The 22,013-nt window shown below is 65.2% G+C and carries 23 protein-coding genes and 1 other RNA gene; 9 read left to right on the plus strand and 15 right to left on the minus strand.

All coding sequences use genetic code 11. The features are described 5' to 3' along the window. Positions 1–83 precede the first annotated feature (83 nt). The 4 genes from SSO01S_RS16560 to SSO01S_RS16575 all read right to left on the minus strand — a co-directional run bounded on the left by SSO01S_RS16560 (position 84) and on the right by SSO01S_RS16575 (position 4,209). Positions 84–1,088 carry a glycosyltransferase family 4 protein gene (locus SSO01S_RS16560; protein ID WP_066801375.1) on the minus strand — a complete coding sequence of 335 codons (1,005 nt, stop codon included), beginning with the start codon at positions 1,086–1,088 and terminating at the stop codon, positions 84–86. After that, positions 1,085–2,656 (minus strand): alpha-amylase family glycosyl hydrolase, encoded by a 1,572-nt coding sequence (locus tag SSO01S_RS16565; RefSeq protein WP_066801377.1) that lies wholly within the window; start codon positions 2,654–2,656, stop codon positions 1,085–1,087. The genes SSO01S_RS16560 and SSO01S_RS16565 overlap by 4 nt, the downstream gene beginning before the upstream one ends. 112 nt (positions 2,657–2,768) lie before the next feature. Continuing rightward, a complete protein-coding gene (locus SSO01S_RS16570) occupies positions 2,769–3,884 on the minus strand; it encodes a glycoside hydrolase family 130 protein (RefSeq protein WP_066801379.1) in 1,116 nt (371 codons plus the stop codon). A gap of 31 nt (positions 3,885–3,915) precedes the next feature. After that, positions 3,916–4,209 (minus strand): chorismate mutase, encoded by a 294-nt coding sequence (locus tag SSO01S_RS16575; protein WP_066801381.1) that lies wholly within the window; start codon positions 4,207–4,209, stop codon positions 3,916–3,918. Between the two features lie 73 nt (positions 4,210–4,282). On the opposite strand from SSO01S_RS16575, the gene SSO01S_RS16580 reads away from it, so the two are divergent. Beyond that, entirely contained in the window at positions 4,283–5,296 is a 1,014-nt protein-coding gene (locus SSO01S_RS16580; RefSeq protein WP_066801382.1) for a polyprenyl synthetase family protein, read from the plus strand. Further along, complete coding sequence (locus tag SSO01S_RS16585; protein WP_066801384.1) at positions 5,296–5,487, plus strand: hypothetical protein; 192 nt, start codon at positions 5,296–5,298, stop codon at positions 5,485–5,487. Before SSO01S_RS16580 ends, SSO01S_RS16585 begins: the two co-directional genes overlap by 1 nt. A 4-nt stretch (positions 5,488–5,491) precedes the next feature. Here SSO01S_RS16585 and SSO01S_RS16590 read toward each other — a convergent pair whose 3' ends face one another. After that, positions 5,492–5,707 carry a hypothetical protein gene (locus tag SSO01S_RS16590; protein ID WP_066801386.1) on the minus strand — a complete coding sequence of 72 codons (216 nt, stop codon included), beginning with the start codon at positions 5,705–5,707 and terminating at the stop codon, positions 5,492–5,494. Between the two features lie 59 nt (positions 5,708–5,766). On the opposite strand from SSO01S_RS16590, the gene hrpB reads away from it, so the two are divergent. Next, complete coding sequence (hrpB, locus tag SSO01S_RS16595; protein ID WP_066801388.1) at positions 5,767–8,211, plus strand: ATP-dependent helicase HrpB; 2,445 nt, start codon at positions 5,767–5,769, stop codon at positions 8,209–8,211. A 10-nt stretch (positions 8,212–8,221) separates the two neighbouring features. After that, positions 8,222–8,503, plus strand: a complete 282-nt coding sequence (locus tag SSO01S_RS16600) for an ETC complex I subunit (protein WP_066801450.1) — start codon at positions 8,222–8,224, stop codon at positions 8,501–8,503. Between the two features lie 202 nt (positions 8,504–8,705). On the opposite strand, the gene SSO01S_RS16605 is transcribed toward SSO01S_RS16600, so the two are convergent. The 4 genes from SSO01S_RS16605 to SSO01S_RS16620 form a co-directional block, all read right to left on the minus strand. Then, positions 8,706–9,206 carry an NUDIX hydrolase gene (locus SSO01S_RS16605; protein WP_066801454.1) on the minus strand — a complete coding sequence of 167 codons (501 nt, stop codon included), beginning with the start codon at positions 9,204–9,206 and terminating at the stop codon, positions 8,706–8,708. A 38-nt stretch (positions 9,207–9,244) separates the two neighbouring features. Continuing rightward, positions 9,245–9,916: a TPM domain-containing protein gene (locus SSO01S_RS16610; protein ID WP_066801390.1), complete on the minus strand. Its 672-nt coding sequence runs from the start codon at positions 9,914–9,916 to the stop codon at positions 9,245–9,247. A 2-nt stretch (positions 9,917–9,918) separates the two neighbouring features. Beyond that, complete coding sequence (locus tag SSO01S_RS16615) at positions 9,919–10,752, minus strand: TPM domain-containing protein (protein WP_066801452.1); 834 nt, start codon at positions 10,750–10,752, stop codon at positions 9,919–9,921. Between the two features lie 104 nt (positions 10,753–10,856). Beyond that, positions 10,857–11,432, minus strand: coding sequence for a LemA family protein (locus SSO01S_RS16620; RefSeq protein ID WP_066801392.1), 576 nt, complete (start codon positions 11,430–11,432; stop codon positions 10,857–10,859). Positions 11,433–11,519: 87 nt separating this feature from the next. Between SSO01S_RS16620 and mscL the strand changes: the two genes are divergently transcribed. Further along, a complete protein-coding gene (mscL, locus tag SSO01S_RS16625; protein ID WP_066801395.1) occupies positions 11,520–11,948 on the plus strand; it encodes a large conductance mechanosensitive channel protein MscL in 429 nt (142 codons plus the stop codon). Here mscL and SSO01S_RS16630 read toward each other — a convergent pair. Then, the gene (locus tag SSO01S_RS16630; RefSeq protein WP_066801398.1) at positions 11,945–12,376 is read right to left on the minus strand and encodes an RrF2 family transcriptional regulator; all 432 of its coding nucleotides are present in this window, start codon (positions 12,374–12,376) and stop codon (positions 11,945–11,947) included. The two genes, mscL and SSO01S_RS16630, sit on opposite strands and share 4 nt — an antisense overlap. Before the next feature lie 55 nt (positions 12,377–12,431). On the opposite strand from SSO01S_RS16630, the gene ssrA reads away from it, so the two are divergent. Further along, positions 12,432–12,776, plus strand: a transfer-messenger RNA (tmRNA) gene (gene ssrA, locus SSO01S_RS16635). Positions 12,777–12,847: 71 nt separating this feature from the next. On the opposite strand, the gene SSO01S_RS16640 is transcribed toward ssrA, so the two are convergent. From SSO01S_RS16640 to SSO01S_RS16660, 5 genes are all read right to left on the minus strand, one after another. Next, positions 12,848–13,759, minus strand: a complete 912-nt coding sequence (locus SSO01S_RS16640) for a lipase family protein (protein WP_066801401.1) — start codon at positions 13,757–13,759, stop codon at positions 12,848–12,850. A 143-nt stretch (positions 13,760–13,902) separates the two neighbouring features. Beyond that, positions 13,903–16,233 carry a polyribonucleotide nucleotidyltransferase gene (gene pnp / locus SSO01S_RS16645; RefSeq protein ID WP_066801404.1) on the minus strand — a complete coding sequence of 777 codons (2,331 nt, stop codon included), beginning with the start codon at positions 16,231–16,233 and terminating at the stop codon, positions 13,903–13,905. A gap of 159 nt (positions 16,234–16,392) precedes the next feature. After that, the gene (rpsO, locus tag SSO01S_RS16650; RefSeq protein WP_066801406.1) at positions 16,393–16,662 is read right to left on the minus strand and encodes a 30S ribosomal protein S15; all 270 of its coding nucleotides are present in this window, start codon (positions 16,660–16,662) and stop codon (positions 16,393–16,395) included. Between the two features lie 20 nt (positions 16,663–16,682). Then, positions 16,683–17,648, minus strand: coding sequence for a tRNA pseudouridine(55) synthase TruB (gene truB, locus SSO01S_RS16655; RefSeq protein WP_066801408.1), 966 nt, complete (start codon positions 17,646–17,648; stop codon positions 16,683–16,685). A 41-nt stretch (positions 17,649–17,689) separates the two neighbouring features. Then, a complete protein-coding gene (locus tag SSO01S_RS16660) occupies positions 17,690–18,814 on the minus strand; it encodes a PQQ-dependent sugar dehydrogenase (RefSeq protein ID WP_066801410.1) in 1,125 nt (374 codons plus the stop codon). 218 nt (positions 18,815–19,032) lie between these two features. Between SSO01S_RS16660 and rimP the strand changes: the two genes are divergently transcribed. The 3 genes from rimP (at position 19,033) to SSO01S_RS16675 (ending at position 22,005) form a co-directional block, all read left to right on the plus strand. Beyond that, a complete protein-coding gene (gene rimP / locus SSO01S_RS16665) occupies positions 19,033–19,581 on the plus strand; it encodes a ribosome maturation protein RimP (RefSeq protein WP_066801412.1) in 549 nt (182 codons plus the stop codon). Next, on the plus strand, positions 19,581–21,212 hold the full coding sequence (gene nusA, locus SSO01S_RS16670; protein WP_066801422.1) for a transcription termination factor NusA: 1,632 nt from the start codon (positions 19,581–19,583) through the stop codon (positions 21,210–21,212). Before rimP ends, nusA begins: the two co-directional genes overlap by 1 nt. Before the next feature lie 61 nt (positions 21,213–21,273). Beyond that, positions 21,274–22,005, plus strand: a complete 732-nt coding sequence (locus tag SSO01S_RS16675) for a DUF448 domain-containing protein (protein WP_066801458.1) — start codon at positions 21,274–21,276, stop codon at positions 22,003–22,005. Positions 22,006–22,013: the final 8 nt, after the last annotated feature.

Raw genomic sequence — 22,013 nt, forward strand, 5'->3', positions numbered from 1 at the left:
GGGGGGGGAGATGTGCGCGTTCGCCCTCACCCTTCCCACCGCTTCGCGGCGGGCCCCTTCCCTCTCCCGATGGGAGAGGGAGATTAGCACAATATCCGGCGGTAGAGGGTGATGTAGTTGTCGGCCATCGTCTCGACAGAAAAGCGGGTCTCGACGGCGTGGCGGATGGCTGCGCGGTCGAGGGTGGGGATCATGCCGAGCGCAGTGATCGCCTCGCCTACCGAATCGACCAGAACACCCGTCACGCCATGGTCGATCAGTTCGGGCATGCTCCCGCGGTCGATCGCGATGACGGGCGTGCCGCAGGCCATGGCCTCTATCACCGAGAGACCGAAGGGTTCGTCGAAATTGATGAGATGGAGCAAAGCTTGCGCGTTGCCGAGGGCGCGCAGGCGCTGCTCGCCACCGACGGCGCCATGATAGACGATGTGGTCGTTCAGATGGGGCGCGACATGGCGATCGAAATAGCCCTGATCCTGGATGATGCCGTAGAGGTTGAGGCGGCGGCCGGTGGCCTGAGCGACGGCGATCGCCTCGGCAGCGCCCTTGTCCGGGTGCATGCGGCCGAAGAACAGCAGATCCTCGCCACCCTCCGCGACGAAGGGGAAGTCCGCCACTTGGATGCCGTGGTGGATGGTCGCGGCATATTTCAGTCCGGGATGACGATCGGCGTCCGAGATCGCGACATAGTGCACCCGATTCTCATAGGGCTTGTACATCGGCAATATGCGGTCCGACGAGAAGCCGTGGATCGTGGTGACCATCGGCGTGCTGACCAGCCCGGAAAAGGCGTGGGCCGGGAAATCGGCCTGATTGTGGATCAGATCGAACTCGCCAGCGCGCTCGAACACGTGGGCGAGATGGGCATATTCCCAGACCTTGGCATCCACGCGCGGGTCTTCTTCATAGGGTGCCGGCACGATGCCCGCGAGCTTGGCCGACGTGATCGAATCCTGCGTGGCGAAGAGCGTGACGTCCATGCCGCGGGCGACCAGCGCTTCGGTCAGCAGGCTGGTGACGAGCTCCCACGGGCCATAATGGCGCGGCGGGGTGCGCCAGGCGATCGGGGCGATCATCGCGACCCTCATCCGAGCACATAGCCTTCATCGGGGCCGAGGATCGCGGGGTCGCTTCCGCCCTGGGCGGAAGCGATCACCGACAGCGCTTCGGCCCATTCGGGGATCGAGAAGCCCTGCGGCGTGGCGCCGAGATTGAGGACGACCAGCACCCGATCGTCGCCATGGCGGCGCTCATAAGCGAGCAGATCGCCGGTGGCGTCCACCGCGCGATAGTCGCCGATCGCCAGCGCCGGATGGGCATGGCGCAGCGCCAGCAATTTCTGCGTCAGCCGCCACATCGAGCGCGAATCCTCACGCTGGGCGGCGACGTTGCGCGCGGCCCAATCGGGATGGAGCGGCAGCCAGGGATCGGCGGGGCCGAAGCCGGCATGCGCGCTGGCATCCCAGGCCATCGGCGTGCGCACCGGATCGCGGCCCATGCCGATGCCGGGCTCGTTGAGTTCGCGCGGATCCTGCACTCGGTGCGGCGGGATGTGGACATCGGCCATGCCGATCTCGTCGCCATAATAGAGCGTCGGCGTTCCGCGCAAGGTGAGCAGCAGCAGCATCGCGACGCGCGCCTGTTCAGGGCCGACGCGGGTGGCGATGCGGGGGCGATCATGGTTGCCGAGCACCCAGTTCGGCCAGCCGCCGGGCGGGAGCGCGGCCTCGTAGGCGGCGATGCGTTCCGCCAGTTGCCGCGCGTTCCATTCGGCGCCGATCAGCTGGAAATTGAAGGGGAGATGGACGCCGGGCGCGTCCTCACTGCCATAATAATGCACGAGCTGCCGCACCGGCAGGTAGATCTCGCCGATCAGCACGCGGGCGCCGTGCGCATCGGCGATCGCGCGCATCTCGGCGGCGATCTCGTGGACTTCGGGCTGGTCGGTCGAATGGTGCTGGTGGACGCGGGTGTAATCGGGCTGGCCGGGCCGCCACGCCGGATTGGCCGGATTGTCGGGGAAATCGGCGTGCTTCACCATGTGCCACAGCACATCGATCCGGAAGCCATCCACGCCGCGCGCGAACCAGAAATGCAGCACGTCCATCATCGCGGCGCGGACTTCGGGATTGCGCCAGTTGAGGTCCGGCTGCTCCTTCAGGAAGGCGTGGTAATAATATTGGCCGGTGGCTTCGTCCCACTCCCAGGCGCTGCCGCCGAAATCGCTGATCCAGTTATTGGGCGGGCCGCCATCGGGGGCGGGATCGCGCCAGATATACCAGTCCCGCTTCGGATTATCGCGGGACGAGCGGCTTTCCGTGAACCACGGATGCTCGCTGGAGCTATGGTTGGGCACCAGATCGAGCAGCAGCTTGAGACCGCGATCGTGCGCCGACCGTAGCAGCGAATCGAAATCGTCAAGCGTGCCGAAGCGCGGATCCACGTTGCAATAATTGGCGACGTCATAGCCGAAATCGGCCATCGGCGAGGGGAAGATCGGGGATATCCAGATCGCATCCACGCCGAGCGATTTGAGATCGTCAAGGCGGCGCTCGATGCCCTTGAGATCGCCGATGCCGTCGCCGTTGCTGTCCTGAAAGGAGCGGGGGTAGATTTGGTAGATGACGGCGGATTTCCACCATTCTGCCTGGGTCATGCGATGCCCCCCCTTTTGTCACTCCCGCGAAAGCGGGAAGCCGGCGCCGAACAGCGCTGCCCCTTATAACCCTGGGTCCCCGCTTTCGCGGGGATGACGGATTGGTGACGCGTCATGCGAAGCGCTCCTTGCCGATCAGGGTGATGCGGCAGGCGAGATCGGCTTCGCCGCTGGCGACGATGTAATGATCGCCGCCATCGGCCACACCGGTGGTGAAGACGACCGGCGTGGGCAGATACATCTGATGCGCGATGCGGGCGGTGAGCGCAGGATTGGCTTCGAGCAGCGGCGCGCCGTCCTCCTGTCGGAGGATTTTCGAGGGATCGTCGCGGTCGAGCAAAGCCCAGAAGCTGCGATAGATGCCAACCGCACCCTGCTTCTCGACGCCGTGATAGATCAGCATCCAGCCCTCAGGCGTCAGCACCGGCTGGCTGCCGCCGCCGATCCGCTGGGTGCTCGTCGTGCCCTTGCGCGCGCGGAGGCCCGGCGTGTCGAGCGGCTTCCAGTGCAGTCCGTCGGGCGATTGCGCCATGTTGATCGACGGGCCGCCCAGCCATTCGCTGTCGTCGGGATAGGCGAAATAGACTTCGCCGAGCGGGCGGGTGAGCGCCATGAACTTGCCCCCGACCTTGCCCTCGAACAGCAGCATGTCCTTGTTCTGATGATCGAGGACAATGCCGAGCAGGTCGTAATCGAGGCCGTTCCCCGAGCGGTACATCGCGGTGCAGTGGCGCTCGGCCGAGACGCCGCACACGGTCATAAAATATTTGTCGCCTATGCGGCTGATCCGGGCGTCCTCGACGCCGTAATCCATATAGGAGACGCTCGGTTCGATCGCCTTGTCATAATGCACCGCGACCACGCCGCGCCCATCAGGCCCGATCTCGACCGGTAGCAGCCAGGACAAGGAGGTGAGGCCGAGCAGGCGCGGGCTCCGCTCCTTGAGCGCGAACTGGCGCGGATCGTCCATGTCGATGCGGTGGACGGAGTGCGGATCAAGGACATAACCCGAAGGCGTCCAGCGGATCGCGCGCGCGCAGTCCTCGCGGATAGGATCGGCAAGCGCCTCGGCCACTCGGACCATCAGGAGCAGATTGCCGTTCGGCAAGCGCGTCAGACCGGGATTGAACGCGCCGAGCACATGCGTCTGCTCCGCCACCCCCCGCCGGAGCGGCGAGCGCGAGAGATCCACATCATCGGGTGTGAAGATCAGATAATCGTCGGCCAAGCTATTCCCCTGATGCTGGGCCGAACAATGATCAGGCCGCCCCGGTTCCGCTGCGCGCCTGTTCGTGATGCCGGATCACCTCATCGATGATGAAGCGCAGGAATTTTTCGGAAAATTCGGGATCGAGATCGGCCTGGTTGGCCAGCCCGCGCAGCCGCGCGATCTGTGCTTCCTCGCGCGCCGGATCGGCGGGCGGCAGGCCATGCGTCGCCTTGTACGCGCCCACGGCCTGCGTAACCTTGAAGCGCTCGGCCAGCATGTGGATCAGCGCCGCATCGATATTGTCGATGCTCTGGCGGTAACGGTCTAGCTGCGCGTCGGACATGCCTTCTCTTCGCGAGACCCATAGAAATACGCAAGCCTTGCCTTTGCCGGCCGGGCACGCCAGAGGCGCTGGCATGAGTGCGACGATCCACCGCCTCGGAGGCAAAGCCCAGCCTTCGCTCGATCCGATGCTGGCGCTGGTCGCCAACGACCTGAATCTTGTGAACAGCGTAATCCTCGATCGCATGCAATCGAGCATTCCGCTGATCCCCGAGCTTGCCGGCCATTTGATCGCCGGCGGCGGCAAGCGCATGCGCCCGATGCTGACGCTCGCGAGCGCGCAACTGCTCGGCTATTCGGGCAATCGGCATCATAAGCTCGCCGCGTCGGTGGAGTTCATCCACACGGCGACGCTGCTGCACGACGATGTGGTCGATTCGTCCGACCTGCGGCGCGGCAAGCGCACTGCGAACATCATCTGGGGCAATCCGGCGAGCGTGCTGGTCGGCGATTTCCTGTTCTCGCGCAGTTTCGAGCTGATGGTCGAGGACGGCAGCCTGAAAGTGCTCAAGATCTTGAGCAATGCGAGCGCCGTGATCGCGGAAGGCGAAGTCAACCAGCTTACCGCCGTGCGCAGGCTCGACATCAGCGAAGAGCGCTATCTCGACATCATCGGCGCGAAGACCGCCGCCCTGTTCGCCGCTGCCTGCCGGATCGCGGCAGTGGTCGCTGAGCGCGGCGAAGGCGATGAAGCGGCGCTCGACGCCTATGGCCGCAACCTGGGCATCGCGTTCCAGCTCGTCGACGATGCGATCGACTACATCTCGGACGCGGGCACGATGGGCAAGGATGCCGGCGACGACTTCCGCGAAGGCAAGATGACGCTGCCGGTAATCCTGGCCTATGCGCGCGGCGACGAGCTGGCGCGGGCATTCTGGAAGGAAGCGATTTCGGGCCGCCGGGTAGCCGATGAGGATTTTGCCGAGGCCAAGCGCCTCGTCCAGTCGAGCCGCGCCGTTGACGACACGCTCGCCCGAGCGCGGCATTATGGGCAGCGTGCGATCGACGCGCTGGGCAGCTTCCCCTGCGGCGCGGCCAAGGACGCGATGGTCGAGGCGGTTGAATTCGCCGTGGCGCGAGCCTTTTGATGCGATCGCGCGAGCCCCTGCCCGACGGGCTCGACAGCATCGGTCCGTTCCACCCCTATCTGGTGTGGATGGGCGTCGCGATCCTCGACCTGTTCATCATCGCCGCGGTGCTCGCCTTGCTAGCGATGCTGGGCGACACCGTTGAGGATGCGATCTGGCCGGGCGGCTTCGACGTGATCCGCGCGCTCTAGCCGGTCAATCTTCGGGCGTCAGTTCATCCGCGTCGTCATCGACGCCCAGGATCTCCTCCTCGTCGCTGTCCAGCAGTTCCTCTATCGATTCGACGATCAGACCGAGTTGCTCGTAGCTGGCAGTGAAATCGAGCGTTTCGCCATCATCATCTTCGAGGCTGAGGACATAATCGCCATTGCCATCGGGCGTGATCGTGAATTGGGACAGCGTGCGGGCCATGATGTGTCTCCTTCGCGTGCTTGCGCCCAACCCGGCTTTCCTAAATTGGTTGCAACACGATGAGCGAGACGCTGCCGATCCACGCCATATTGCCCGAGTTGATCGGCTGCCTGCGCGCGCGCAGCAACGCCGTGCTGGTCGCGCCGCCGGGCGCCGGCAAGACGACGGCGGTGGCCCCGGCACTGCTGGGCGAGGATTGGTGCACCGGCGAAATCCTGCTGCTCAGCCCGCGTCGGCTGGCCGCGCGCGCTGCAGCCGAGCAGATGGCGGCGCTTGCTAGCGAGGGCGTGGGTCGCACTTTTGGCTATGCGACGAGGCTGGATACCAAGCGGTCGGCGTCGACGCGGGTGACGGTCGTCACCGAGGGCGTCTTCGTCAATCGCATCCAGGCCGACCCGGAGCTGGCGGGGGTTTCGGCGGTGCTGTTCGATGAAGTCCATGAACGCAGCCTCGACAGCGACTTCGGACTGGCGCTGGCGCTCGATGCGCAAAGCGCGCTGCGGCCCGATCTGCGGCTGGTGGCAATGTCCGCGACACTGGACGGGTCGCGCTTCTCCGGACTGATGGGAGACGCGCCGGTGATCGAGAGCGAGGGGCGCAGCCATCCGCTGGAACTGCGGCATATCGGGCGGGCCGCGGAAGCGCGGATCGAGGATTCGATGGCGGCGGCGGTGCGCACCGCCCTGCGTGAGGCCGAGGGTGGCGTGCTCGCTTTCCTGCCCGGCGTCGCCGAGATCGAGCGGACGGCAGAGCGGCTGGAAGGCATGCCCGGCGTAATGCTGCACCGGCTGCACGGCAGCATGGACCCGGCAGCCCAGCGCGCCGCGATCGCGCCCGATCCGGAGGGCCGGCGCAAGATCGTGCTCGCCACGTCGATCGCGGAAACATCGCTGACGCTGGACGGGATTCGCGTCGTCGTCGATTCGGGACTCGCGCGACGCCCGCGATACGACCGCGCGGCGGGGATGACGCGCCTGGTCACCGAGCGCGCGAGCCAGGCGGCCGCAACGCAGCGCGCCGGACGCGCGGCGCGGCAGGGGCCTGGCGTAACGTATCGCCTGTGGGAAGAAGCGGCGACGGCGGGCCTGCCGCGCTTCGATCCGCCGGAGATATTGGAGGCCGACCTATCGGCGTTGACGCTCGATTGCGCCCTGTGGGGGGTGAGCGACCCGCGCGAGCTCGCGTGGCTAGATCCGCCGCCCGACGCGGCGATCTCGGAGGCGCGGGCGCGGCTGACGGCATTGGAGGCGCTGGACGAAGACGGCCGCCCCACCGCGCATGGCAAGGCGATTGCCCGCCTGCCGCTGCCGCACCGGCTGGGCCATATGCTGGTGCGCGCGGGCGAGATGGGGATGGCACACACCGCCGCGCAGATCGCGGTGCTTCTGGGCGAGCGCGGCCTGGGTGGAAACGACCAGGACCTCGAAATGCGGTTGCGGCGATGGCGCGGCGAACGCGGCCCGCGCGCGGAGGGCGCACGTCGGCTGGCGGATCGCTGGGCAAAGCTCGTCCCGGGCGGGGGCGGGGGCGGGGGCGACGGCGATGTCGCCACCTGCGTCGCGCTGGCCTTCCCCGATCGAATCGCCAAGCGGCGCGACGCATCGGGTGAGACCTGGGCATCGGCGGGGGGACGCGGCTTCAGGCTAGATCCCGCGTTGCCGCTCGCACGCTCCGAATGGCTGGCGGTCGCCGAAACGCAGGGGATGGCATCGGGCGCGCGCATTCTTTCCGCCGCGCAGATCGATACCGCGACCGTGGAAGCGCTGTTCGCCGGGCGGATCGAGACGCGCCGCAGCGTGCGCTTCGATCCCGTCAGCGGCCGGGTGGAGGCCCTGCGCGAGCGGCGGCTGGGCGCGATCCGGCTTTCGAGCGGGCCCGACAGCAACGCATCGAGCGACGAGATCGAAGCCGCGCTGCTGGAAGGGGTGCGCACGCATAGGCTAGCGCTGCTGCCCTGGTCGGGCGGTGCCGATATGCTGCGCACGCGCGCGGCCTATGCCGGGATCGAGGCGCTGAGCGATGCCGCATTACTCACCGCAATCGACGAATGGCTGCCCCCGGTGCTGGCGGGCAAGCGGCGGCTCGACGCGATCGAGCCGGGCGCGCTGAGCGAGGCGCTGCAAAACCATATCGGCTGGGACGCGATGCGGGCGATCGACAAGGCCGCACCCGCGCGCTTCGAAAGCCCGGCAGGATCGAGCCACGCGATCGACTATGCCGCCGAAGCAGGGCCGACAGTGGAGCTACGGCCCCAGGCGCTGTTCGGGCTGGCGGCGCATCCGATGGTGGGCAGCACCCCGCTGGTGCTCAGCCTGACATCACCCGCCGGGCGGCCCATCCAGACGACGCGCGATCTGCCGGGATTCTGGAAGGGAAGCTGGGCCGCGGTCGCCAAGGAAATGCGCGGACGCTATCCGCGGCACCCCTGGCCCGACGACCCGGCATCCGCCGCCGCCACGCTTCGCACAAAAAATGCGGATGCAAGGCGCGGGGCTCCGCGTTAAGGGGGATGCCATGAAGACCGCCCGCATCTATCAGCGCGTCAAGAACGCCATGCAATCCGGCCGCGCACGCACCGATTCGTGGATCCTCGAATTCGAGCCAAAGACGGCGCAGGAGCCCGATCCGCTCACCGGCTGGGCCGGCGGCGGCGACACTTCGAATCAGGTTCGGATCAGCTTCGATTCGCTCGACGCCGCAAAGGCCTATGCCGAGCGCGAAGGCTATGCCTATCACGTGGTGCCCGCGCGCGAGCGCAAGCTGAAGCTCCAGGCGTACGCGGATAATTTCCGGTAAGAACGGCGTGCGGAGCGCCTGATCAAAGGCGCAGCGGTGGCTAAAGCTGTGGGGCAGAAATACCGTCTTCTCACTCGTCACCCCGGGCTTGACCCGGGGTCCCGCTTCTCACTCCTGGCGCTGAATTCAGGTGGCTCAGTGTCGTGGCGGGCCCCGCCGCGACGAACCATGGACTAAGGAAAAGAAATAGCGGGACCCCGGGTCAAGCCCGGGGTGGCTGAGGCGGACTGGCGAGCATCCCGTGCGCGAGCAACAGCAGGATCTTCACGTCCACGGCGAACCCCTCCGCCCGCTTCGCGGCGACGAAATCGGGCACATCGCGAAGCGCGACCCGGTGGACCAGGATATCCTCCCCCGCGACGCCGCCGCCCGCCCCGATCTTTTGCAGGCCGCGCGCGCGGACGAGCGTGAAGCCTTCGGTGACCATGCCGGGCGAAGCGTGAAAGAAGCCGAGGTCCTCGACCTGCGCGCAGCTATAGCCGGTCTCCTCCTCAAGCTCGCGCCGGGCCGCGGCCATCGGGGTATCGCCGGCGCGATCATCGCCGATCAGCCCGGCGGGAAGCTCGATGCAGCGCCGCCCGAGCGGCACGCGATATTGATCTACGAGCAGGACATGATCGGCATCGTCGATGGCAAGGATCACCACCGCTTCTATCCCGCGCGTGCGCGAGACGAATTCCCATTTGCCCTCGCGGATCGCCATGATCCACTTGCCCGCCCAGGCAATTTCGCGCGGTTCGCTCACAATTCGATCAGGCGGTCGGGCAATTCGTTGGTATCGCCTTCGCTGCGCGGGAAATGTTCGGCGAGCACCACGCCGATCTGCGCGACGGCATCGGCCATGCCGGGGCCGGGCTGGCCCTGCTTCACCCGGGACAGCAACGCCGCCATCGCCGCGCCCCAGACATCGGGCGCGACCTTTGAATGGATCGATTCGTCGGCGATGATCTCTGCGCGATGCTCAGCCAGGCTGAGATAGAGCAGCACGCCGGTGGACGCCTTGGTGCGCTTCTCGGCCCCGGTGCGGAACAATTGCATCGCCTTGCGCTGCACACGGCGCGACTTGGTGGCGCCAGGAGTCAGCGCCATGCGCAGCCCCTCGATCGACAGCAACAGGCGAACGCCGAGGAACTTGATCGTGATGAGGATCAACGCGGCGGTGAGATACCAGGTAGGCGACGCAGTTTCCGTCCAGCTATTGGTAAAACGGGCATGGAGCCATTCGATGATGCCGGGCTGCCAGGCAAGAAAAGCGAGCGCGAGCAGCATCGCCAGCACCGCCCAATGCAGCGCGACATCATGATAGGCGTCTGACCGCCTGGCAACGATAGTGACGATCTCGCCATCGGTGGACAATTCGGCCTTGGCCACCGCCACGGTGACCGCCGCGTGATCCGATTCGCTGAGCAACATGCTTACCAACTCCCCGACGCGCCGCCGCCGCCGAACGATCCGCCGCCGCCAGAGAAGCCGCCACCGCCGCCCCATCCGCCGCCGCCCCAGCCGCCGCCACCGCCGCCCCAGCCCGAATCGTCGTCGCGCGCGTGGCGGCTGATTTCGTTCGCAATGCTCCACAGGATGATCGGCAAGGCATTGTCATCGCCGCCGCGATAGCGCCGCCCGCGGCGCCTTCCGAACAGTATCGGCAGGACCACGAACGCGATGGCCACTCCGATGAACAGCAACCCCACGGGGAAGCCATCCCCTTTCCTGCGGCTGCCCGTAGCGCTTGCCTTGTCCGCCGCTTCCTTCGCCCTTGCCTCCGCCGCTTCGAGCGGGAGCTTCATCTGATCGCCGATCGCCTGCGCGCCTGCGACGATGCCGCCGGCCATATCGCCGGCCTTGAACCGGGGAACGATCACTTGATTGATGATCTGGCTCGACAGCGCATCGGTCATGATCGGCTCCAGCCCATAGCCGACCTCGATGCGCACCTTCCGGTCATTGGGCGCGACAATCAGGAGGATACCGTTATTGGCCTCCTTGTCGCCCAGCCCCCAGTGGCGGCCGAGCTGATAGCCGTAATCGGCGATGTCATAGCCTTCGAGGTCCGGGATCGTCGCGACCACGAACTGGCGCGTCGTATCTTTGTGGATCGCTTCCGAAAGCTGTGTGATCTGCGCGACCTGCTCGGGATTGAGCAATTTCGCGGCATCGACCACCGGCTCGCGGTCCCGCGCGGGGAAATTCTGCGCCTGCGCGACTGCGGGTACGAGCAGCAGCAGCATCGCGGCGAACAACCGCACCATCTTCATTGCGATAGCTCCGCTAGGACCGCGGTCCCGGTACACTTGCCCGAACCCGGCCGGAAGCGCGACACGCGACCGGCGCAGGCAGGGGCCGCCGCGTCAAATCAGTTGCCGAAATTCACGGTCGGCGCGACATCGGCGCCGGCCTTCGCCTCGAACGGCACCATCGGCTTGGCGCCGTGGAAGATCTTCGCGCCGATCGCATCGGGGAAGGTGCGGATCAGCGTGTTATAATTCTGCACGGCGGCGTTATAGTCGCGGATCGAGATCGCGATGCGGTTTTCCGTGCCCTCAAGCTGGCTCATCAGCGTCGCGAAATTGGCCTGGCTCTTGAGATCCGGATAGGCTTCCTGGAGCCTTTGGAGCGTCAGGCTCACGCCGTTCTGGGCCTGGTTGAACGCTGCGACCTTGGCCGGATCGGTGAGATCGTCGCCGCTCACCTTGATCTGGCTGGCGCTGGCGCGGGCATTGGTGATGTCGGTGAGGATCTTGGCTTCCGAGCCCGCCGCGCCCTTGGCCGTCGCGACAAGGTTGGGGATCAGATCGGCGCGGCGCTGATAGTTCGTCTGGACATCCGCCCATTTCGCCTTGGCCGCTTCCTCTGCGGTGGGAACGCTATTGAGCCCGCAGGCAGACAGCATCGCAGCCATCGCCATCGCCAGAACAACACGCATCTTCATTGCAGTCCTCCACCAAAGTGCCTTGCTCTCATACGGCACTCGCGCAAGATGGAGAAAGCGAAATCGGAAACAAGAGGAGTCGTTTCGATGCTCAAGGAATTCCGCACCTTCATTGCGCGGGGAAACGTGCTGGACCTCGCCGTCGCGGTGATCATCGGCGCGGCGTTCGGCAAGATCGTCACGTCGCTGACCGACGATATCCTGATGCCGCTGATCGGCAAGGTGTTTGGCGGGCTAGATTTCTCCAGCTATTTCATCGTGCTGGGCGAAGTGCCGGCGGCGCTGGCCGGGTCTTCGGACTATGAGGCGCTCAAGAAGGCCGGCGTGCCGCTGCTCGGCTATGGCGAGTTCATCACCGTGGCGGTGAACTTCCTGATCATCGCCTTCATCATCTTCCTGCTGATCCGCTCGGTGAACCGGATGATGCCCAAGCCCGCGGAAGCGGCGGCCGAAGAGGCAGCCGAGATCGCGCTGTTGCGCGAGATTCGCGACGAGCTGCGCAGCCGGAAGGGCTAAGCGGCGGCGAGATCTTCCGCGGCGGCATTGGCCAGGCTGGTGCCGTCGAGGATCCTGGCGGTCTCGTCCCGCACGCGGGCCATCGCCTGGCGGATCGCGCAGGCGGCTTCGTCCTTGCAATCGTTGCACGGGCGATAGGCGGTGCGGCTGACGCAGGGGACCAGCGCGAGCGGCCCTTCGATCACGCGGATGATCTCACCGAGCGAAATAAGATGCGCGGCGCGGGCGAGCCGGTAGCCGCCCATCTTGCCCCGCGTCGAGACGAGGAACCCGGCTTCGCGGAGGTCCGCCAGGATGAGTTCGAGGAACTTGCGCGGCACGTTCGCCTCTGCGGCGATCCGGTTCATCGGGATGGGATTTCCCGCTGCGGGTTCCCCGGCCAGGAAAAGCATGGCGCGCAACGCGTAACGGGACCGCTGGGTCAACATGGCGCTAGCCCATGCCAAGCCTCTGCGTCGTTGTGAAGGGGCCGGAAACGCCCCGGCCCTTTTATTTCAGGACAATGTGCTTATATGGATACTGCCGGTTTCGGCCGGCTATGGGGATAAACGACGGCGTGCAATAGGCGCAGCGGACCCGGGGGCAGTACCCGGCGGCTCCACCATAAATGGTGGTGTATCTGGACACCGTTTCTGACGGGGCCGAACCAGGATCGACGTGTGTTGAAAAGCGCCGACCATCTCTCAGCGTGGGCCACTGCGACGGTCCATTACACAAGTGCCAACGATAACGAAGCACTCGCTATTGCGGCCTAACCCTACGGCTTAACGGCCCAAGGTTAGACTAAAATGCGCGGTTGGACCGCACCGGGCAACAGAAGCGGATTCCAGCGGTACGGGGGACACCGGGCAACAGAAGTCCCCCACTTACTCGGCATATGATCATCGCTCTGCGCTGTGCTATTTGCCTTGGGCAAGCATCGCGTCGATCGTGCTCGCGTAGAGGCCGAGATCATGTTCGGCAGCGAAGAGATTCGCGAGCGCACCCTTTGACCCGCCCTTGCTCCAGCCCTTCAGTAATTTTCCCAGCACCCCGGGGGAGGGACCGCCATGGCGCAGCATCACCGCCGGAACTCCATGGACAAAGTCCATTAGCGGCGGAGTCGCAGGAACTGGATCACCCGCAAATACATAGCGGAAATGCGATTCCGGGAGATACTGAATCAGGTCGGCCGAACCGACTTTGGGAGCGCCGTACGAATAGATCGAATCCACGTCCTCGAGTTCGGATCCAGCGAGCAGCGCCAATGCTCCCCCCAGCGAGTGCCCACACAGCAAAAGGCGTTCAGCGCCCATACCGCGCCATTTTGCGATTTCCGGCGCCGCCGCCGCGGCGAGCATTCGCGCTATCCCATAGAAGCCGCCATGCGCCACCGGCTGACCACGTTCCCAAGGCCAGTAGCGGTTCCCGAGCACAGGAACCTTAAGCGGCAGAACTCCGGCTCCGGTGAAGAAATTAATCTGTCGCCAGTCGTCGCCATTAGTCGTGCCGCGGAATCCGAGAAGGAGCGTGTCTCCGATACGGACGCCAAGTGCGCCGCCACCGGGCACCGCAACGGTGAAGCTGGGATAGTCGCGTTCGCGGAACCAGGCCGCGGCGGATGGTGGCGAGCTTCCACCGGCAAGCGCCTCTGCCAGCTCACGATGCGGAATCCACTCAACGCTACGGGCACCCGCATCCGGCACCAAGGCGTAGGCAAGCGTCGATACCCAAGCGCACACTGACGCGACTTCAAGCGAGTGCGATTTCAGATTACCGATATGGCTCAAGTCAACAAGCGCGGCCCGGCCGCGATCGTAGATGCTGGACACGAACTCTTCCCCCTCTGCGGCAGTCTCTTGAATCCGCAAGACTGTGGCAAGGCTACACAAGCACCATTACGGCGAAGAAAAAGGGGCCCGCGTTGCCGCGAGCCCCTGCTTCCTCTCCGAACTTTCGCCGGATTGCGTGAAGCTTAATCCTTGTCGCCGGTCAGGAAGGCAGGGAGGCCGATATCCTCGCCACCCTTGTCCTCACCGCCGTCGCGCTCGCGGCGCGGGCCGCGGTCGCCACGGTCGCCGCGCGGTCCGCGATCGCGGTCCCCACCTTCACGGCGGGGACCACGATCGCCGCGGCCGCCGTCACGGCGACGGTCACCATCGCGCTGCGGACGATCGCCGCGCGGCTCGCGGGCCGGACGGGTATCTTCGAGCTCTTCGCCCGTCTCCTGATCGACGACGCGCATCGACAGGCGAACCTTGCCGCGCTGGTCGATCTCGAGGACCTTGACCTTGACTTCCTGGCCCTCGCTCAGGACGTCCGAAACCTTCTCGGTGCGCTCGTTGCGGATTTCCGAGACGTGGACGAGACCGTCCTTGCCGCCCATGAAATTCACGAACGCGCCGAAATCGACGAGATTGACGACCTTGCCGTTGTAGATCTTGCCGACCTCGGCCTCTTCGACCAGGCCCTTGATCCAGGCGATGGCGGCTTCGATCTGCGCCGGATCCGACGACGAGACCTTGATCACGCCCTCGTCATCGATGTCGACCTTGGCGCCGGTCGTAGCGACGATCTCGCGGATGACCTTGCCGCCGGTGCCGATGACGTCACGGATTTTCGACTTGTCGATCGTGAAGCTCTCGATGCGCGGAGCATGGGCCGACAGCTCTTCACGGGTGTGATCGAGCGCCTTGGCCATTTCCCCGAGGATGTGTGCACGGCCTTCCTTGGCCTGCTCCAGAGCAACGCGCATTATCTCTTCGGTGATGCCCGCGACCTTGATGTCCATCTGCATCGTGGTGATGCCTTCGGACGTGCCGGCAACCTTGAAGTCCATGTCGCCCAGATGATCTTCGTCACCCAGGATATCGGACAGGATCGCGAAATCCTTGCCCTCGAGGATCAGGCCCATCGCGATGCCCGAAACCGGGCGCTTCAGCGGCACGCCGGCGTCCATCATCGACAGCGAACCACCGCAGACGGTGGCCATCGACGACGAACCGTTCGACTCGGTGATGTCCGAGAGAACGCGGATCGTGTAAGGGAAGTCTTCCTTCGACGGCAGCACCGGGTGCAGCGCGCGCCATGCCAGCTTGCCGTGACCGACTTCGCGGCGGCCCGGCGCGCCGAAGCGGCCCACTTCACCGACCGAGTAAGGCGGGAAGTTATAGTGCAGCATGAAGTGCTCGTAGGTGAGCCCGTTCAGGCCATCGATCATCTGCTCAGCGTCGCGGGTGCCCAGCGTGGTGGTGCAGATCGACTGGGTTTCACCGCGCGTGAACAGCGCCGAGCCGTGTGCGCGGGGCAGGAAGTGCACCATCGCTTCGATCGGGCGGATTTGGGTGGTGGTACGACCGTCGATGCGGGTGCCGTCCTTGAGGATGGCGCCGCGAACGATTTCCGCTTCCAGCTTCTTCATCAGCTTCTGCGCGGCCATCTGATCCTGCGGCGTCGCGTCAGCAAATGCTTCCTTCGCCTTGGCGCGCGCGGCGTTCAGCATTTCCGAGCGCTTGGACTTGTCGACCACCTTATAGGCAGCGGCGATGTCCTTGCCGACCAGCTTCTTCAGCTTGTCCTTGGCAGCCGACAGGTCGGCCTGCTCGGCCATTTCCCACGGATCCTTGGCAGCCTGCTCGGCCAGATCGATAATCGCTTCAACCGCTTCACGGCATGCCTTGTGCGCGAACTGGACGGCGCCCAGCATAATCTCTTCCGAAAGCTCCTTGGCTTCGGATTCGACCATCATCACGGCGTTGCTCGTCGCGGCGACGACCAGATCGAGATCACCATCCTTGATCTGGGTATTGTTCGGGTTGAGGACGTATTCACCGTCCACATAGCCGACGCGCGCCGCGCCGATAGGCCCCATGAAGGGCACGCCCGAAATGGTGAGTGCAGCGGATGCGGCAACCATTGCGAGGATATCGGGCTCGTTCTCGCCGTCATAGCTGAGAACCTGCGCGATCACGTTGATTTCGTTGTAGAACCCTTCCGGGAACAGCGGGCGGATCGGGCGATCGATCAGGCGCGAAACCAGCGTCTCCTTTTCGGTCGCACCGCGCTCACGCTTGAAGAAGCCGCCGGGGATACGGCCCGCAGCCGAATACTTCTCCTGATAATGGACGGTGAGCGGGAAGAAATCCTGCCCTTCCTTGACCGAGCGTGCGGCCGTGACGGCGCAGAGCACGACGGTTTCACCCAGGGTCGCCATCACGGCGCCGTTGGCCTGGCGGGCAACCCGGCCCGTTTCCAGAGTGAGCGTCTGCCCGCCCCACTGGATTTCTACTTTCTTGGTATCGAACATTTGGTTTCCTTCACTCCCCGGTGCCGATCACGCGGGGGGCCTATGTGCGGGTTATCCGGCCCGTCCGGTTCGGGATGGCCTTCACCCCTTACGAGGAGCCGCAGACCGGAGTGCCGGCGGCTCGAATGTCAAAAGGGCGCCGCGAGGGCGCCCTTTCAGTTACTTGCGGAGGCCCAGCTTGCCGATCAGATCGGTGTAGCGGGTGACGTCCTTCTTCTTCAGATAGTCGAGCAGCGAACGGCGCTTGTTGACCATCATGAGAAGACCGCGGCGCGAATGATTGTCCTTGGCGTGACCCTTGAAGTGCTCGGTCAGGTTGACGATGCGCTCGGTGAGGATCGCAATCTGGACTTCGGGGCTGCCGGTATCGCCTTCGGCGCGGGCATGTTCCTTGACGAGCGCGTTCTTGCGCTCTGCAGTGATCGTCATGTCTTTTCCTTCGACATCTTCTACAGATTAAACCCGCGGACGACCCGGATTTCCCCGGATTGGACCTCTACCAGCGCGACGGGAGTTTCCTCCAAAAGCGCGAAATATTGGCCGTCTGCGTGCGTCCCTTCCAGAACCCGCCCCTGCCGGAGCAGCCCTGCCTGGCCGGGGGTGAGGGATAGAGCCGGGATGTCGTCCAGCCCCGCCCTCAATGGCAGGAGTATTTGTTCAAGCGTGCGCGCCTTAGCCATATCGGCCAGTTTGTCCAGCGAAATCGCGGATTCGAGGGTGAACGGACCCGCCCTTACCCGGCGAAGCATCGTGACATGGCCCACCGTGCCGAGCGCGCCCGCGATATCGCGGGCGAGGCTGCGGATATAGGTGCCCTTGGAGACATGAGCTGTAAGGGTGATAGCGTCCAAGCCGTCATGCCCGCGAAAGCGGGGACCCAGGGTGACAGACGGTGCGGTGCTTGGCTCTGGGTCCCCGCTTTCGCGGGGATGACGGATGGAGAGTTGGCGAATGGTGACGGCGCGTTTCGCCAACACCACTTCCTCCCCGGCCCGCGCGAGATCATAGGCCCGCTCGCCATCCACCTTGAGCGCGGAGTAGGCCGGGGGCACCTGCTCGATTGGTCCGGTGAAGTGCGGCAGCACCGCTTCGACCTGCGCCAGCGTCGGGCGAGCATCCGACTCCGCAATAGCCTTGCCCTCAAGATCGAGCGTGTCAGTCTGGACCCCGAAGCGGATGGTGAAACCGTAGATCTTGTCGCTGTCGAGCATCCGCCCGGCCAATTTGGTCGCCTCGCCCACCGCGATCGGCAGCACGCCGGTCGCCAGCGGATCGAGCGTCCCGCCATGGCCGACCTTGGGCAGATCCCTAATCTTTGGACCATAGCCCGCGTCGCGCAGCGCGCGTTTGACGGCGCTGACGCCCTGTGTCGAGCCCAGCCCCAAGGGCTTGTCGAGGATGATCCAGCCGTGCATCGCCGCGCCCTAGCGGACACGCGGCGATGCGGCCAGCGCGACTATTTGGCGGGGGTCAGCTTGAGCAGACGGCCCTGCGACCCCTGTCCGCCATCTTCCAGCACCCAGATCGCACCGTCCGGCCCTTCCTCGACCTCGCGGATGCGCGCGCCCATGTCCCATTGATCGCCCTTCTTCGCATCGGTGCCGTTCACATCAATGCGGATCAGCGCCTTGCCCGACAGGCCGCCGAGGAACAGGTCACCCTTCCACTCAGGGAAGAGCTTGCCCGAATAGGCCATCAGCCCGCCCGGAGAGATCGACGGGTTCCACCAGACCTTGGGCGCTTCATAGCCGTCACCGGCCTTGTGATCGGGGATGTCCTTCCCGTCGTAATGATCGCCGTTCGATACATTGGGGTAGCCGTAATTCTTCCCCGCGACGATCAGGTTGATCTCGTCGCCGCCCTTCGGCCCCATCTCCTGCTCCCAGAGATTGCCATTGGCGTCGAAGGTGAGGCCGAGCAGGTTGCGATGGCCATAGGACCAGACGTCCGGGCGGAAGCCCTGCGCGGCGAGCGGGTTGCCCTTGGCGGGCGTGCCATCATCATTGAGGCGCAGCACCTTGCCGAGCGTGGCCTGCGGATCCTGCGCCGGCGTGAACTTCTGGCGCTCGCCATTAGTGAAGAACAGATGCCCGTCGGGAGCGAAGGCGATGCGGCCCGAAAAATGGCCATTGCCCTCGACATAGGGATGCGCGCGGAAGATCGTCTGGAAACCTTCGAGCTTCGACCCGTCCGCAGCCAGCGTGCCGCGGCCGAGCGCGACGCCCTTCAGCCCCTCCGCATTGGCTTCGGACCAGCTCAGATAGACTAGGCGATTCGCGGCGAACTGGGGATGGAGCACCACGTCCATCAGGCCGCCCTGCCCGGCGCTGGAAACCTGGGGCGTCCCCGCGACCGTCTTGCTGGACTTGCCGTCTGCCGAGACGAGCAGCAACTGCCCCTTCTTCTCGGTCACCAGCATCCGGCCATCGGGCAGGAAGGTCATCGCCCAGGGCGAATCGAAATCGGCGACCTCCGTGACGGCGAAGGGCCTGGCTGCGGCGTTCTGCGCAACAGCGCTCGGTGACGAATTGCAAGCGCCGAGCAGCGCAAGGGCGGGAAGCAACATCCGGGCAGGGGTCATCTGATTTCTCTCCGCAGGGGGTTGTGTGGAGAACGTCTTATTCCATCCGGCGGCTCCCGTCATTTTCAGATCCGTGCAGTAGCGGCGGACAGCCTCTTGCCCCGCCGGGGGCAAGCGGGTATATCGCCCGTGCTTTCTCGACATCGTCAAACATGCCGAGGCCGCTCCCACCCGGGTGCGGTCGCAGAAGGCGCACATCCGATGCTGGAGCAACATACTTGGCGGACATCGCCCTATTGACCGATCTCATCGCACCGGAGGCCAAGGCGCTCGGGCTCGATCTGGTGCGCGTCAAGATGTTCGGCGGGGTGAGCGATCCCACGCTGCAGGTGATGGCCGAGCGCCCGGATACGCGCCAGCTGACGATCGATGATTGCGCCGATCTGTCACGCCGCATCTCGGAGCGGCTCGACGAGCTCGAGGCAGCGGGCAAGGATCCGATCGACCATGCCTATCGCCTCGAAGTCAGCTCGCCGGGGATCGACCGCCCGCTGACCCGGCTCCAGGACTTCGAGGACTGGAAGGGCCATGAGGCGCGGATCAACCTGACCGAACCGACCCCCGACAACCGCAAGCAGCTCACCGGCGACCTGATCGGCGTCGAGGGCGATCACATCAGCATCGACGTGCGCAAGCATCGCGAAGTCACCATTCCCTGGGCCCAGGTCGCAGACGCGAAGCTTCTGATGACCGACCGCCTGATAGAAGCCACCGCCCCGCTCTCTTCCGAGGGCGTAGAAGAATTCGAAGCAGAGGAACAAGACTGATGGCCACTGCCATTTCCGCCAACAAGGCCGAGCTGATCGCGATTGCCGATTCGGTTGCCAAGGAAAAGCTAATCGACCGCGCCATCGTCATCGAGGCGATGGAAGACGCGATCCAGCGCGCAGCGAAGAACCGCTATGGCAGCGAGAACGACATCCGCGCCAAGCTCGATCCTCAGACCGGCGACCTGCGCCTGTGGCGCGTCGTCGAAGTGGTCGAGGCGGTCGATGACTATTTCAAGCAGGTGGATCTGAAGGGCGCGCAGAAGCTCCAGAAGGACGCGGCGATCGGTGACTTCATCGTCGATCCGCTGCCCCCGATCGAATTCGGCCGCATCCAGGCCCAGGCTTCGAAGCAGACCATCTTCCAGAAGGTCCGCGATGCCGAGCGCGAGCGCCAGTTCGAAGAGTTCAAGGACCGGATGGGCGAGATCATCACCGGCGTGGTGAAGCGCGTAGAGTTCGGCCATGTCGTGGTCGATCTGGGCCGCGCCGAGGGCGTCATTCGCCGCGACCAGCAGATCCCGCGCGAAGTCGTCCGCGTCGGCGATCGCGTCCGCTCGATCATCCTCAACGTCCGCCGCGAGAATCGCGGGCCGCAGATCTTCCTGAGCCGCGCGCATCCGGACTTCATGAAGAAGCTGTTCGCGCAGGAAGTGCCCGAGATTTACGACGGCATCATCGAGATCAAGGCCGCTGCCCGCGATCCGGGTTCGCGCGCCAAGATCGGCGTCATCTCGCATGACAGCTCGATCGATCCGGTCGGCGCCTGCGTCGGCATGAAGGGCAGCCGCGTGCAGGCCGTCGTGCAGGAAATGCAGGGCGAAAAGATCGACATCATTCCGTGGAGCGAAGACACCGCGACCTTCGTGGTCAACGCGCTGCAGCCGGCCAATGTCAGCCGCGTCGTCATCGACGAAGAGGATGACCGCATCGAAGTCGTCGTTCCCGACGATCAGCTCTCGCTGGCGATCGGCCGTCGCGGCCAGAATGTCCGTCTGGCGTCGCAGCTGACCGCCAAGGCGATCGACATCCTCACCGAGACCGATGCCAGCGAGAAGCGCCAGGCCGAGTTCGTCGCGAACAGCGAGATGTTCCAGAACGAGCTCGACGTGGACGAGACGCTGGCGCAGCTGCTGGTAGCCGAGGGCTTTTCCAGCCTTGAGGAAGTCGCCTATGTCGAGCTGGCGGAAATCGCCGAGATCGAAGGCTTTGACGAGGATCTGGGCGCCGAGCTGCAGAGCCGCGCCGCCGAGGCGCTGGAGCGCCGCGAGGAGGCCAACCGGGCCGAGCGCCGCGCGCTGGGTGTCGAGGACGATCTGGCGACCATGCCCTATCTGACCGAGGCGATGCTGGTCACGCTGGGCAAGGCGGGCATCAAGACGCTCGACGATCTGGCCGATCTGGCGACCGACGAGCTGGTCCAGAAGAAGCGCCAGGAACCGCGCCGCCGCAACGAGGACGCGCCCAAGCGCGCCGAGGACAAGGGCGGCGTGCTGGCCGAATATGGCCTGAGCGACGAGCAGGGCAACGAGATCATCATGGCCGCCCGTGCGCACTGGTTCGAGGACGAGGCTCCTGCCGCGGCGGATGCCGCAACTTCGGAGGACGCAGTTGCGGAATCCGAACAATGAAACCCGCGCGGTAAGGCGAGCGAGACGATTCGGTCCCCCGCGCAGCGAGGGACCGGACGGGCTGACCGCCCGCGCGGACACGCGCGCGGCGAAGGAGGCGATTCGCAAATGCATCCTGTCGGGTGACAAGGACGCGCGCGCGCATCTGGTGCGGCTTGCAGTCTCGCCCGATGGCGAGGTGCTGCCCGATGTTCGCGCCAAGGCCCCGGGCCGGGGCGCGTGGATCGGCGTGACTCGCGCCGAGCTTGAGGCTGCAATCGCCAAGGGCAAGCTGCGCGGCGCATTGGCGCGCGCCTTCAAGGGAGCGCCGCTGTCGATCCCCGACGATCTGCCCGAGCGGATTGCATCGCAGCTGAAGCGCAATCTGCTCGACCGGCTGGGGCTCGAATCCAAATCGGGCGCGGTCGTGACCGGTGGCGAGAAATTGGAAAAGGCGGCGCGAGCCGGCAAGCTCCACATGCTGCTCCATGCCAGCGATGCCGGCGCGGACGGCGCGGGAAAGCTCGCACAGGCATGGCGCGTCGGATCGGACCGCGAAGGCACTGATCTGAGGGGGTTAACATTGCCGCTGCCCCGCACCATATTGTCCTTGGCCCTTGGCCGCGAAAATGTGGTACATGCCGGCCTGACCGACGCCAAAGCGGCTGGAAGGGTGAGCGAAGCGCTCGACCGCTGGCTGCACTTTATCGGACCCGAACCCTTGCCCTTGCCTTGCGTATCAAGCGCTGAGGGCGCATCGGCGCTTTCGTCAGAAGCGCCGAACGACGACGAACGACAGACTGAAGGACTTTAGGCAGCCGC

Origin of the sequence: Sphingomonas soli NBRC 100801 (assembly GCF_001591025.1) — a bacterium.
GTDB lineage: Bacteria > Pseudomonadota > Alphaproteobacteria > Sphingomonadales > Sphingomonadaceae > Sphingomonas > Sphingomonas soli.

What these genes read in the sequence shown, in the direction of transcription:
- SSO01S_RS16560 (WP_066801375.1), bottom strand. Translation starts at nt 1,088, where the DNA reads ATGAGGGTCGCGATGATCGCCCCGATCGCCTGGCGCACCCCGCCGCGC.
- SSO01S_RS16565 (WP_066801377.1), bottom strand. Translation starts at nt 2,656, where the DNA reads ATGACCCAGGCAGAATGGTGGAAATCCGCCGTCATCTACCAAATCTAC.
- SSO01S_RS16575 (WP_066801381.1), bottom strand. Translation starts at nt 4,209, where the DNA reads ATGTCCGACGCGCAGCTAGACCGTTACCGCCAGAGCATCGACAATATC.
- SSO01S_RS16580 (WP_066801382.1), top strand. Translation starts at nt 4,283, where the DNA reads ATGAGTGCGACGATCCACCGCCTCGGAGGCAAAGCCCAGCCTTCGCTC.
- SSO01S_RS16585 (WP_066801384.1), top strand. Translation starts at nt 5,296, where the DNA reads ATGCGATCGCGCGAGCCCCTGCCCGACGGGCTCGACAGCATCGGTCCG.
- SSO01S_RS16590 (WP_066801386.1), bottom strand. Translation starts at nt 5,707, where the DNA reads ATGGCCCGCACGCTGTCCCAATTCACGATCACGCCCGATGGCAATGGC.
- hrpB (WP_066801388.1), top strand. Translation starts at nt 5,767, where the DNA reads ATGAGCGAGACGCTGCCGATCCACGCCATATTGCCCGAGTTGATCGGC.
- SSO01S_RS16600 (WP_066801450.1), top strand. Translation starts at nt 8,222, where the DNA reads ATGAAGACCGCCCGCATCTATCAGCGCGTCAAGAACGCCATGCAATCC.
- SSO01S_RS16605 (WP_066801454.1), bottom strand. Translation starts at nt 9,206, where the DNA reads ATGGCGATCCGCGAGGGCAAATGGGAATTCGTCTCGCGCACGCGCGGG.
- SSO01S_RS16610 (WP_066801390.1), bottom strand. Translation starts at nt 9,916, where the DNA reads ATGTTGCTCAGCGAATCGGATCACGCGGCGGTCACCGTGGCGGTGGCC.
- SSO01S_RS16615 (WP_066801452.1), bottom strand. Translation starts at nt 10,752, where the DNA reads ATGGTGCGGTTGTTCGCCGCGATGCTGCTGCTGCTCGTACCCGCAGTC.
- SSO01S_RS16620 (WP_066801392.1), bottom strand. Translation starts at nt 11,432, where the DNA reads ATGAAGATGCGTGTTGTTCTGGCGATGGCGATGGCTGCGATGCTGTCT.
- mscL (WP_066801395.1), top strand. Translation starts at nt 11,520, where the DNA reads ATGCTCAAGGAATTCCGCACCTTCATTGCGCGGGGAAACGTGCTGGAC.
- SSO01S_RS16630 (WP_066801398.1), bottom strand. Translation starts at nt 12,376, where the DNA reads ATGTTGACCCAGCGGTCCCGTTACGCGTTGCGCGCCATGCTTTTCCTG.
- pnp (WP_066801404.1), bottom strand. Translation starts at nt 16,233, where the DNA reads ATGTTCGATACCAAGAAAGTAGAAATCCAGTGGGGCGGGCAGACGCTC.
- rpsO (WP_066801406.1), bottom strand. Translation starts at nt 16,662, where the DNA reads ATGACGATCACTGCAGAGCGCAAGAACGCGCTCGTCAAGGAACATGCC.
- truB (WP_066801408.1), bottom strand. Translation starts at nt 17,648, where the DNA reads ATGCACGGCTGGATCATCCTCGACAAGCCCTTGGGGCTGGGCTCGACA.
- SSO01S_RS16660 (WP_066801410.1), bottom strand. Translation starts at nt 18,814, where the DNA reads ATGACCCCTGCCCGGATGTTGCTTCCCGCCCTTGCGCTGCTCGGCGCT.
- nusA (WP_066801422.1), top strand. Translation starts at nt 19,581, where the DNA reads ATGGCCACTGCCATTTCCGCCAACAAGGCCGAGCTGATCGCGATTGCC.